10 protein-coding genes and 1 pseudogene are annotated in these 12,245 nt (G+C 58.3%); 9 read left to right on the top strand and 2 right to left on the bottom strand.

What is annotated here, in order from left to right; all coding sequences use genetic code 11:
• Nucleotides 1-23 precede the first annotated feature (23 nt).
• Together betT and epsC are read right to left on the bottom strand one after the other, a co-directional pair.
• Nucleotides 24-1,979: a choline transporter BetT gene (gene betT / locus AB4N84_RS11955; RefSeq protein WP_460047001.1), complete on the bottom strand. Its 1,956-nt coding sequence runs from the start codon at nt 1,977-1,979 to the stop codon at nt 24-26.
• Nucleotides 1,980-2,392: 413 nt separating this feature from the next.
• Complete coding sequence (epsC, locus tag AB4N84_RS11950; protein WP_074752534.1) at nt 2,393-3,337, bottom strand: serine O-acetyltransferase EpsC; 945 nt, start codon at nt 3,335-3,337, stop codon at nt 2,393-2,395.
• A gap of 217 nt (nt 3,338-3,554) precedes the next feature.
• On the opposite strand from epsC, the gene AB4N84_RS11945 reads away from it, so the two are divergent.
• The 9 genes and pseudogenes from AB4N84_RS11945 (at nt 3,555) to AB4N84_RS11905 (ending at nt 12,215) form a co-directional block, all read left to right on the top strand.
• The gene (locus tag AB4N84_RS11945) at nt 3,555-4,556 is read left to right on the top strand and encodes a D-cysteine desulfhydrase (RefSeq protein WP_460046487.1); all 1,002 of its coding nucleotides are present in this window, start codon (nt 3,555-3,557) and stop codon (nt 4,554-4,556) included.
• A gap of 226 nt (nt 4,557-4,782) precedes the next feature.
• A complete protein-coding gene (gene tcyJ / locus AB4N84_RS11940) occupies nt 4,783-5,580 on the top strand; it encodes a cystine ABC transporter substrate-binding protein (protein WP_074752437.1) in 798 nt (265 codons plus the stop codon).
• Nucleotides 5,577-6,245, top strand: coding sequence for a cystine ABC transporter permease (gene tcyL / locus AB4N84_RS11935; protein ID WP_074752438.1), 669 nt, complete (start codon nt 5,577-5,579; stop codon nt 6,243-6,245). Before tcyJ ends, tcyL begins: the two co-directional genes overlap by 4 nt.
• 3 nt (nt 6,246-6,248) lie before the next feature.
• Nucleotides 6,249-6,992, top strand: coding sequence for an L-cystine ABC transporter ATP-binding protein TcyN (gene tcyN / locus AB4N84_RS11930; RefSeq protein ID WP_460046485.1), 744 nt, complete (start codon nt 6,249-6,251; stop codon nt 6,990-6,992).
• Nucleotides 6,993-7,560: 568 nt separating this feature from the next.
• A complete protein-coding gene (locus AB4N84_RS11925; protein WP_460046483.1) occupies nt 7,561-8,295 on the top strand; it encodes a hypothetical protein in 735 nt (244 codons plus the stop codon).
• 597 nt (nt 8,296-8,892) lie between these two features.
• A pseudogene (locus AB4N84_RS11920) lies at nt 8,893-9,243 on the top strand (ABC transporter permease subunit); the annotation flags it as partial.
• 678 nt (nt 9,244-9,921) lie between these two features.
• The gene (locus tag AB4N84_RS11915) at nt 9,922-10,176 is read left to right on the top strand and encodes an acyl carrier protein (RefSeq protein ID WP_460046482.1); all 255 of its coding nucleotides are present in this window, start codon (nt 9,922-9,924) and stop codon (nt 10,174-10,176) included.
• A 761-nt stretch (nt 10,177-10,937) separates the two neighbouring features.
• A complete protein-coding gene (locus AB4N84_RS11910; protein WP_460047000.1) occupies nt 10,938-11,564 on the top strand; it encodes a class I SAM-dependent methyltransferase in 627 nt (208 codons plus the stop codon).
• 165 nt (nt 11,565-11,729) lie between these two features.
• Nucleotides 11,730-12,215: a hypothetical protein gene (locus tag AB4N84_RS11905; RefSeq protein ID WP_460046480.1), complete on the top strand. Its 486-nt coding sequence runs from the start codon at nt 11,730-11,732 to the stop codon at nt 12,213-12,215.
• Nucleotides 12,216-12,245: the final 30 nt, after the last annotated feature.

The following is a 12,245-nucleotide window of genomic DNA, read 5'->3' as shown; positions in this document are numbered from 1 at the left end:
ACCTGTGGGAGCGCTACTGCTCGCTAACGCACCAAATGCAAGAACTGCATGTGACGCTCGTACTGGTCGAGGATGTCGTTGATGACCTGCTCCTTGGTGTAACCAACCAGGTCGTAATCCTGACTCCCTTCGCTCAGATGAACCTCGGCGCGGTAATACCGGCGGTTGTTCAATTGCTTGGAGCCCATCCCGGCCCGGGCGAAGGAAGGCGTGAAATAGCCACGCATGGTCACCTGGTAAATGAACGGCCGCTCTTCGCCATGCCCGATTTCAAGACCCACCGTGTGATTGGCCGGATCAGGCTGGGTCACAACGTTCAGGCCCTTTTCCACAAACACAGCAGTGACATCTTCAATGGCCGGACGCACGGTTTGGTCCAGAAACCGGTAGACCTCATCGCGCGACGGGAAATGCACCGCCTGACTCAGACGTTGACGCCAACCGCCGCGCCGAGCGCCCGATACCGGGGCCAGCGAATACAGCTGAGCGATCTGGCGCTGCGATTCCATGTAAAACGCTTTGTGCAGGCCCCACATCATCAGCAGCAGGATCAGCGAGAACGGCAACGACGTCAGCACCACGGCCGACTTCAGCGCATCGATGCTGCCGGAGAACAGCAGCCCGCTGGTAATCAACGCGGTCATCACGCCCCAGAACACACGCAACCACTTCGGGCCGTCTTCATCCGGGCTGCCGCCTTTCGCGGAAAGCGTGGACAACACGACAGTGCCCGAATCCGCCGATGTCACGAAGAACACAAAGCTGATGAACACGGTGACGGCGATGACCGTCTTGCTCCATGGATAATTCTGCAGCATCAGGTACAGCGCCATGGACGGATCGTCGATGGCCGCTTGCCCTAATGCGGTCATGCCGTGGTTGAGCACTTGATCAATGGCGCTGTTGCCGAAGATCGACATCCAGGCCAGCGTGAAACCCAGAGGAATCAGCAGCACGCCAAAGACGAACTCGCGGATGGTCCGCCCACGCGAGATACGCGCGATAAACAGCCCAACGAAGGGCGACCAGGCAATCCACCACGCCCAATAGAACACGGTCCAGCCACCCAGCCAGTCGCTTGGACCGTTATACGCATAGACGTCGAAACTCTTGGATGGGAGCGCGCCGAGGTAATCGCCAATGTTCTGCACCAGCGTATTGAGCAAGTGCTGGGTTGGCCCGGCGAACAGCACGAAAAGCAGCAGCGCGCAGGCCAGCAGCATGTTGATGTCGGACATGACGCGCACGCCCTTGTCGACACCGGCGACCGCGACCAGAATCGCCGCGCCCATCATCAAGGTGATCAGGCCGACTTGAATCCACTGGGTGTGCGGCACGCCAAACAGGTAATCCAGGCCGGAATTCAGGTGCAGTACGCCGAACCCCATGTCGGCCCCCAGACCGAAGATGGTCGCGATGATGCCGAAGCCGTCCACGGCATACCCGATCGGGCCATTGATGCGTTTACCAATCAGCGGATACAGCGCCGAGCGCAGCGCGAGAGGCAGGTTATGGCGATACGCGAAGTACGCCAGGGCCATGCCGACAAACGCGAACACGCCCCAACCGTGCAGGCCCCAATGCAAAAACAGCAACTGCATGGCCTGGCGCGCAGCTTCAGTCGTACCGCCCTCGCCTTCAGGCGGTTGCATGAGGTGAGTCAGCGGTTCGGAAACGCAGAAGAAGAACAGCGTGATGCTGATCCCGGCGGCGAACAGCATGCCGGCCCACGAGAGGTAGCTGAATTCGGGCTGATCATGATCCGCACCGAGCTTGATCTTGCCGTATCCCGAAAGGGCTGTGACCACGACAAACAGCAAATACAGCGTCATGGCGAGCATGTAGTACCAGCCAACGGTGTTGGCAGCCCAGTTCTGAGCGGCCAGCAGCCACTCTCCAGCCGCTTCGGGAAAGCTGATGACGACGACGCCAAAAATCAGCAGAAAGCTGGCGGCGAAGTAGAAAACAGGGGCGTTCATGCGAACGGGTGCGCTATTGGGAGCGCTCGGAATACTCATGCGAATACCGCCTTTCGGGCGCGCGAAACATCCATACAAATCTGATACGGCAAGGGCAGGCCTCCTGATGCGAGCGGGCAGCGAACCACCGGTTTAACTTGATTGAACGTTCAATTAAAGCACGGAAAGGGGGCAAAGGACCAATTGCAAGGGCCCAAAGGCAACGCATGAGCAAACAGGAAGCGGGCTGAAAGCACCCAACTGTAGGCGCGTGGTTTGTCTCTGTGCAGCATCCGGAAGATCTGCCGAAAATCGGCAGTAGAACCTGAAAACGCAGTGCTTCAGGCTCATGGTGTGAGTTGGTTTTACGACGGGTTCCCCCGTCGATCGCGGACACGCCACGTTTTTACAGAATGCGATACAGCGTCGAGACCCTACTTCTGACTCCCGTCGTCATGCTGCAAGTTCGCCTGATTGACGTTGCTGCCAGGAGGAACACCGCGGGTCAGCCAGACGTTACCGCCAATGGTCGAGCCCTTGCCGATGATGATGCGTCCCAGGATGGTCGCGCCCGCATAGATCACCACGTCATCCTCGACGATCGGGTGACGCGCATGGCCTTTCTGCAATTGGCCGTCTTCGTCGGCCGGGAAGCGTTTCGCGCCAAGCGTCACGGCTTGATAGATACGCACCCGCTCGCCGATGATCGCGGTTTCACCAATGACGACACCTGTTCCGTGATCGATGAAGAAGCTGGGCCCGATCTTCGCGCCGGGATGAATGTCGATGCCGGTCGCCGAATGCGCCAGCTCCGAACTGATCCGCGCCAGCAGCGGCAGGCCGTTGTTGTACAAGTGGTGAGCAAGACGGTGATGGATCACCGCAAGAATTCCCGGGTAGCACAGCAGCACTTCATCAACACTGCGCGCGGCCGGGTCGCCGTGATACGCCGCCAGCACGTCGGTGTCGAGGATGCGGCGGATCTGCGGCAGTGCGCTCGCGAAATCCTGGATCAGTCGCTCGGCGTGTACATCGGCGCAACTGGCGTCCTCGCCACGCTGACGAGCGACGTACCGCAACTCAAGCCGCGCCTGAGCCAGCAGCGAGTTCAGCGCTACGTCCAGCGTGTGGCCGACATAGAAGTCCTCGCTCTCTTCACGCAGGTCTACCGGCCCGAGCCGCATCGGAAACAGCGCGCCACTCAAGGCTTCGAGAATGTCGCGAAGGGCTTCGCGGGAGGGCAACTCACGGCCTCCCTTCTCGCCGCTGACACGGCCGTTGCGGGTGCGCCAGTCATCGCGTGCAGCGCGCAACTCACCCACAATCCGCTGCAACTGCCAGTGGCCGGTCACGCCCTGGGCGCACGCCTCGGGAGACAATTCGGGAATAGTGCTCACGCAGGTTTCTCCTCATTTCGACGGCTCGTCAGGCTGGACATGGCCGAAGGTTGAGCCACTGTACGGCAAACATTTGGAGCAAAAAAATAACAATTTTAGTGAGGCTTTTGCCTGAGGGCCGTAGGAAATCGTCAGGTTGCCCTGTAGGTGTCGTCTGCCTATAGTCCAGCGACTCACTTTAAGACGTACCGATATCACCATGATCAAACAACAGCTCGACCGTTTTAACCGCCTCGAACTGCTCGGCGCGCCTACCCCCCTGGAGAAGCTCGAACGCCTGTCAACCTGGGCCGGACGCGACATCTATGTGAAACGCGACGACATCACGCCACTGGCCATGGGCGGCAACAAACTGCGCAAGCTGGAATATCTGGCGGCGGACGCACTGGCGCAGGGCGCCGACACGCTGATCACGGCGGGCGCGATTCAGTCCAACCATGTTCGCCAGACGGCCGCGCTGGCCGCAAAACTCGGCCTGGGGTGCGTCGCCTTGCTGGAAAACCCCATTGCCACCGAGGACAGCAACTACCTGGGCAACGGAAACCGGCTGCTGCTGGACCTGTTCGACGTCAAGGTCGAATTGGTCGAGAACCTCGACAACGCAGACGAGCAGTTGCAGGCGCTCGCGGCCCGGTTGCGCAACAGCGGCAAGAAACCGTATCTGGTGCCGATTGGCGGATCCAGCCCCATCGGTGCGCTGGGCTATGTCCGTGCCGGGTTCGAACTCGCTGAGCAGATTCGACAGAGCGGCGTCGAGTTTGCCGCCGTGGTGCTGGCCTCCGGCAGCGCCGGGACGCACAGCGGCCTGGGCCTGGCGCTGGCAGAAGCGCTGCCGCAACTGCCTGTGATTGGCGTTACCGTGTCTCGCCCGGAAGAAACCCAGGCACCGAAGGTTCAGGGATTGGCCGAGCGTACGGCTGAACTGCTGGGCGAGCCGTTGCCCTCTGCCTTCAACGTTCATTTATGGGACGAGTATTACGGCCCACGTTATGGCGAGCCCAACGCAGGCACGCTGTCGGCGATCAAGCTGGTGGCGAGCCAGGAAGGTCTGCTGCTGGATCCGGTCTACACCGGCAAGGCCATGGCCGGGCTGCTGGACGGTATCGGCCGGCAGCGCTTCGAAGATGGACCGATCATCTTCCTGCACACCGGCGGTGCGCCTGCGTTGTTTGCGTACCCGGGCGTTTTTTCGGGGCAATGACGAGTCTGGCGGTCCCGCACGAACACCAGACGCTGCATATGCACAAAATAAATAAGCGATTCGTTTTTAATTATTTTTAATCCTAAACCAGTGCTTCTATGATCGCGCCGAACCACCGTATGAATACCCGGCAGAGCACTGAAAAAGCTGGATAAAAGCGCGGTGCCAAAGTAGCTTCGTCAGGTCTGAAGCTTGCCTGACATTCCAATTAAAACAGGGGACTCACATGAACATGTCTGCAATCCGCCGCACCTTCCTGCTGTCGGCATTCAGCCTGGTGCTGGGCACCGGTCTGGTGACCCAGGCCGTCGCTGGCGAGCAATTGGCAACCATCAAAAAGAACGGCACCCTCAACGTCGGCCTGGAAGGCACTTACCCGCCGTTCAGCTTCGTGAGCGAAGACGGCAAGCTGACCGGTTTCGAAGTTGAGTTCTCCGAGGCGCTGGCCAAAGAACTGGGCGTCAAGGTCAAGCTGACCGCTACCCCATGGGCAGGCATTCTGGCCGCTCTGGATTCCGGGCGTCTGGACGTCGTGGTCAACCAGGTGACCATCTCCGACGAGCGCAAGAAGAAGTATGACTTCTCCGAACCGTACACCGTGTCGGGCATTCAAGCACTGGTGCAAACCAAGAACGCAGGCGTCATCAAGACCGCTGCCGATCTGAAAGGCAAAAAAGTCGGCGTAGGCCTGGGCACCAACTACGAAGAATGGCTCAAGGCCAACGTCCCGGACGCCATCGTCAAAACCTATGACGATGATCCGACCAAATACCAGGACCTGCGCGCAGGCCGCATCGACGCCATTCTGGTCGACCGTCTGGCTGCGCTGGAACTGGTCGCCAAGACCAAGGACCAGCTGGCCGTTTCCGGCGAACCATTCTCCCGTCAGGAAGCCGGCATCGCAGTGCGCAAGGGCGAACCAGAACTGCTGGACGCGCTCAACAAGGCCATCGACAAACTGCGCGCCGACGGCACGCTCGCCAAGCTGTCGCAAAAGTACTTCAAGGCTGACGTGACCAAATGATTCCAGAGAGCCTACAGCTCGCGCTGGACTCCGCGCCCTTTTTGCTCAAGGGTGCGTATTACACGGTGGGTCTGAGTCTGGGATCGATGTTTTTCGGATTGGTGCTGGGCTTCGGCCTGGCATTGATGCGTTTATCGAAGGTCTGGATCATCAGCGCCATCGCCAGGGTTTATGTGTCGTTCTTTCGCGGCACGCCCCTGCTGGTTCAGCTGTTCATGATTTATTACGGCCTGCCTGACCTCGGCATCGAACTCGATGCCATCAGTGCAGCCCTTATCGGTTTGTCGCTGAACATGGCCGCCTACGCCTGCGAGATCCTGCGCGCAGCGATTGGGGCCGTGGACAGAGGGCAGTGGGAAGCTGCCGCGAGCATCGGCATGACCCGCGCGCAGGCCATGCGCCGCGCGATCCTGCCGCAAGCCGCGCGCACCGCCTTGCCACCGTTGGGCAACAGCTTCATTTCGCTGGTCAAGGACACCGCCATGGCCGCCACCATCCAGGTACCGGAGGTGTTTCGCCAAGCGCAGCTGATTTCCTCGAGAACACTTGAGGTCTTCACCATGTATTTCACCGTCGCGGTGATCTACTGGGTGTTGTGCACGGTACTCGCGCACGTTCAGAACCGTCTGGAAGCACGGGCCAACCGCCACGACGTGGAGTCTTGAGGCATGATCACCGTTGAAAAACTGACCAAGGAATTCAAGGGCAACCAAGTCCTCAAGGGCATCGATTTGAACGTCGAGCCCGGCGAAGTGGTCGCCATTATCGGCCCCAGCGGGTCGGGCAAGACGACCTTTCTGCGCTGTCTGAATTTTCTGGAAGAACCCACCAGCGGGACCATCGTCGTTGGCGATATCAAGGTCGACAGCAGCAAACCGATCAGCCAGCAACAAGGGCTGATCCGACAACTGCGCCAGCACGTGGGCTTCGTGTTCCAGAACTTCAATCTGTTCCCGCATCGCACCGCGCTGGAAAACGTCATCGAAGGACCGATCGTGGTCAAGAAGATGCCCCGCGAGCAGGCCGTCGAGCTGGGGCGCACCCTGTTGGCCAAGGTCGGTCTGGCGGGCAAGGAAGATGCGTATCCGCGTCGTTTGTCCGGTGGGCAGCAGCAACGCGTGGCCATCGCCAGGGCGCTTGCCATGGAGCCAGAGGTGATCCTGTTCGACGAACCCACCTCGGCGCTGGACCCTGAGCTGGTGGGCGAAGTGCTCAATGCCATCCGGGCATTGGCAGAAGAAAACCGCACGATGGTCATCGTCACGCACGAGATGAGCTTCGCGCGTGACGTCGCCAACCGCGTGGTCTTCATCGACAAAGGCGTCATCGTCGAACAAGGCGAGGCCAAAGCGTTGTTTGCCAACCCGAAAGAAGAGCGAACTCGGCAGTTTCTGGAACGCAGCAGGAATTAGTCCTACATCACACGTATAAAAAGACGGCGCTAGTAAGCGCCGTTTTCTTTGCCCACAACATTTAGAAAAGTATGGACCTACCCAAACTCCCTCTAATACGCCCCTCTAATCGCGCCCATTCTTATCCATTACTTGAATGTATTGCACGCCGCGTAACCCCCTCTTCAAAGTCCCTGTAACACCCCACCAAATCTTTACAAATAACGCTGGCGTATGCCGTTGCACCCATGAGTCCTACATCCCGGCAGAACCGCCCGTTCCGAATAGGACGGTGCCCCGCCACTTGCCACTGACAAGCAGGATACTTCCGTAAGAAATGTCCTTTTCTCCGGTTCACACGCCGTTACGCCTTTTTTGCCGTTGACATAAACGCGGCAACACAATTACCTCGATAGCAACTTACATAGCGCTCTTGAACAAATAACAAGCCCGAATTTGGATCCGTTTGTAATGTTTGCCAACACCGTGCATCGAGCGTGTACTAATCGCATCGATTTCAAGTAGCTATTGCGATGACAAACATCGCGGCACGCCTTATTCAGGCTTCACATTCAATGAGTATTAAAAGATGATCCAGACCCCCGTCAGCTACACGCCTGTCACGCTCCTGGCCCCCTGCCTGCCGCAGTCCATCAAACAAGGCATCGGTGCGCTGGCAGCGACCAACCTGTTGGTACACATCAATCCCTATCCCGAAATGGAGTGCGGTGACCTTATCGAGCTGTTCTGGGGAGACTGTTACGTTGCGTCAACACTTCTATCGGCTTCCGACATCGGTCATACATCCGTCCTACATGTGCCGGAGAGTTTTCTAAGAAGCGGGAAGGTAAAGACCTATTACACAGTCACCAAAATAGGCGGCGAGCCCGTGAAATCGCCGTGCCACAAACTCTGGGTCAAACTGGAGACTCCTGGCGGTCATTTGGTCAGCCCGGACGGCGAGGAAAATCAGGGCCTGGCACCGGTGAGGTTTGCAGACGCCACCCTGTGTCAGGGCCTGGCGCCGGAACAGTTCAAAAACGGTGTAGATATTATACTTGAGCCCTATATGGCCATGGAGGTTCATGACGAGATCACCCTGCGCTGGGGAGACCTGCGGATGGATTTGCCTGCGCTCACCGAGAGCGAGGTGGGCCAGGAACTCACTGTTCACGTACCCGCTACCTTGATCAGCGAAGCAGAAGACGACCCACACCAAGAGATCACCTACTGCGTCATCGATCGGGTGGGTAACAATTCGCGATGGGCACCTGCGCGTTCAATCAAAGCACGTACAAGAGATTCGGACATTCCTGACGATTGAAACACCGCATCAACCGGTGGATCGCGGGACCGGTGCAGGGACCGCGATTCGCCGCTCGCTGGAAACGTGGCCCATTTCACAGATGTGAAGCGAAACGGAAAACTCCCACAGCATCGAGCAACCGATCCTACAGATACGCTCAGGTCGAGGGAAAACAGGGCTGCTAGCCTCGGAGAAACCCTTCAGGAGGCGTTCGCCATGCGCTGCAAACCTGTCGTCAAATACGTGATCCTCATGCTGGTTTTCAGCTCATGCCTGGCGTATGCGCAAACCGCGTGAACGGCCATCGAATCCGCCTCCAACCTTCTATGCTTATTCCTAAATGCTAGTTTATTTAATTTTTATACACGCTTAGGGTATATGCACCGGACCACCGGACCATCGCTAGTTATCTGCCGCCATTGCGGTTTTGATTCGAGGTTCGAATGGTCAAGCACCCCTATCCCCGTGCTCTCGCTCGTGCAGGTCACCACCATGACTGAACTGAGCGCTCTGCCTGTCCAGCACACCCTGGACATTGCTCCCCCGTTGCTGCCCGCCACCGTTCTGCGTAACGATGCCCAAGCGCTTGCTGCCGCCCAGGAACTCGCCGCCCTCGCGCGCATCGCTGAAGTCAGCTTGCGGGAAGTGGACCACGGCCTGATCGAAGCCGCCCAAGCCATGGGCTGCCGCCGCTGGCACATCGTCTGGCACGTGCTGTTGCCCGAAGCGCTGCCCGGGATTGTCGGCGGCTTCACCATCACCCTGGTGACCATGATCAACTCCTTGGCCATGGCAGGCGCCATCGGCGCAGGCGGCCTGGGTGACATCGCCTACCGCTATGGCTATCAACGTTTCGACACGCAAGTGATGCTCACGGTGATCGTGCTGCTGGTGGTGCTGGTGGTGCTGGTGGCTGTGATTCAGCTGGGCGGGGACAGGCTGGCGGTGCGGTTGAACAAGCGGTGATTGCGTAGGAATAATCAGCTCCCAAGGTAGGACCGCTCCATTTTGCTTCGAAGCAAAAAACAGTGACATCAAACCCGCTAGTCTCGGGCCACTTTTACTGGTTTAGTGACTGACAGATGGAAGAGAAGGATCTATCGGAGGCTGTTTTCAGTGAGTTTCACCAGCTGAAATCCAACGGAGTCGATCTAGGCTCACCTAGCTTGGTGAGGTTCAACCTCCAGAGCTCGATCATGACCTCCTGTCCGGTTACGTTGATATTGCCTCCACAATCCTGGGTAAACGGGGGCCCCGGGCTGGAAGTTATTAGCGGTATGCGCATTGCGGACACTACGCTTCCGGACACTACATTCGAAACGCTCTGGAATTGCACGAAAGAACACTATGGGCTTACGGTGGCTACGGCAATAGTCTCCACTGCGGGCATCCCGATCAGCAAAACAGCGGTCGGGGCTTGGGTCCACACCGGTTCTAGCAAGACGACCAACATCGCCAGCCTGGTCGGCATGCGCTTTTTTCCGCGTACTCTCATAAGGCAACCCACAGTCGCCAGAATGGCCAAAGCCACCTTCGGTACGGTAAGAGTCTTCGGTGTAATTGGAAGAGGAATTCCTTTCGTAGCGGCCGGATTAGCGGTATTTGATCTGGTGAGCATAGGACTGTGCGCGTATGAGGCTAAAAATGGACGCTGAAGCAAATCGAGACGAGCTGACCCAACGGATCATCGAACTCTTCGTCTCGATCATCGGCTTCATTCCACGCGAAGCGGTATCGGCTCAAACCAACTTCATCAAAGATTTCGACATCATAGATGACGACATCACCTGCTTCATGATGCAGGTGAAGTGGCGCTATAAGCTGGACCCACGTCTCGCAGACTGGGAGCAGATCGAAACCATCAATGAAGTCGTCGATCTGGTTCTTGCTAAGCGCTGAACATTACTCATTGCCCCCCGATCTGGCGCGCAGCGGCAGTAAACCCAGCCCCCTTGATCGTTCAGGCAAACCGCGTTGACCCAATCTGCTGCCGCTTCGCGCCAGATCGCGGGACAAGCCACGCTCCTACGCCCTGTGGGCAGAAGCGGGATCGCGGCCAACCCCACGGCCTTCGGACAGAAGCAGGGCCGCTGTAGACGCCGGATTTTTATCTGACGGTATACCGTCTGTTTTGATTCTGGCCGCAGGCCGTAGGAGCGACCGGGGTGGCGCTCCACCTTGCCCGCGATCTGGCGCGCAGCGGCAGTAAACCCAGCCTCCCTTGATCGTTCAGGCAAACCGCGTCGACCGATTCTGCTGCCGCTTCGCGCCAGATCGCGGGCAAGCGCGCTCCTACGCCCTCCGGGCACAAGCAGGATTGCGGCAAGACCTCGGGCTCTTGATTCTGGCCGCAGGCCGTAGGAGCGTCGCTTGCCCGCGATCTGGCGCGAAGCGGCAGTAAATCCAGACGCCGCGTTGTATCAGGAACACCTCGTTCTCCGGTTTTGCTGCCGGTTCCCGGCAGATCGCGGGACAAGCCACGCTCCTACATCCTGTGAGCAAAAGGGGGATCGCGGCCAACCCGCCTCCGGGCAGACGCAGGGTCGCGGTTAACCCCATGGCCTCCGTGCTGAAACGGGTTAGGGGTTTTTCTCCTGGGCGATTGCCCAGAACCTGAGCAGGGGTATATTGGCGGCTTTCCTCGCTCAAACGGCCGCATGATGAAACTCGACCCGCAGGACCTCGCCCAGATCACTACCACCACGCTGGGTAACTACAACGCCGTCGCCGAAGGCTTCCGCGAAGGGACGCGGGATCACGATGTCAGTCAGAACATCGATGCGCTGCTGCGTAATATTCAGGGTCTTGCGCCGTTTCAGATTCTGGATTTCGGGTGCGGGCCAGGCCGGGACTTGCAGACGCTCACGGCCATGGGACACATCGCAACCGGGCTAGATGGCTCGGAACGTTTCGCCGAGATGGCCCGCGCGGACAGCGGATGCGAGGTGTTGCACCAGAACTTTCTGGAACTCGACCTGCCTGCCGGACGCTTCGACGGCATCTTTGCCAACGCCTCGCTGTTTCATGTCCCGCGTCAGGAACTCCCGCGTGTGCTGCGCGAGTTGAGAGCCGCCTTGAAACCCGGCGGCGTGTTATTCAGCTCCAATCCGCGTGGCGATAATCAGGAAGGCTGGAAGGGGGAACGCTATGGCTCCTTTCACGACCTCGAATCATGGAGCGCGCTGCTGACCGACGCCGGATTTGTCGAAGTGGAGCATTACTACCGGCCTGAAGGGCTGCCACGGGAGCAGCAGCCGTGGTTGGCCAGTGTGTGGCGAAAGGCCTAAGGGTGATTAAAGCTGAAAAAGCGCAGCGCCCTTTATAACCTGAAGTCGTTGTGCTGACTTCGAAGAAGTCTAAGCAGTGTCAAAAGTGACAGTATCTCGGCGTGAGGCTTGATTTTATGCTCAGCGTTCTATTCAACGAATGAACATAAACAACGAGCGAAACTCATGGACACCCTCATCAGAAATGGAAATTTCATTCATGCGCAACTGCCGCCCTGGCAGTCTCAACCAGAAAAACCGCCGTCTCCCCCGCGCTACATCGGTCAGAACGATGGCAATAGCATCGTGCTGCCGGAAGGGCTTGGCATCATCCAGACCTTCGCGTACAAGCCTATGCCGCTGCGGGTTACCTTTAGGGTCAAGGCGCCGGACAACGCCACAAACCCGGAAGTCATGTGCGTGATCGGTATCGTCTGGCAAAACACGGAGGGTGGGCTAGACCCGACAATCAGTGGTGCATTTGTCTACACGACCGCAGAGTGGGTCACGCAGGAAATCATGTTTCCGGCGATCGCCGAGAAGAACATCGCATCGATCGCCTTTAGAGCAGCGACCCAAGCTGAAAAGGCGTTGAACCCCAAGTATCAGAACCCGAGCTTTGGCCCCGCTGAGTTTGCAGACTTCAAAGTGGTCTACGCGCCTGAAGAATAGCCCCAACGGCCGACGGTAGAGCGGGCCACA

It is taken from the genome of Pseudomonas sp. S2_H01 (assembly GCF_054668305.1).
Note: the sequence above shows the minus strand (reverse complement) of the source record. Positions and strands in the feature narration are given on the sequence as shown.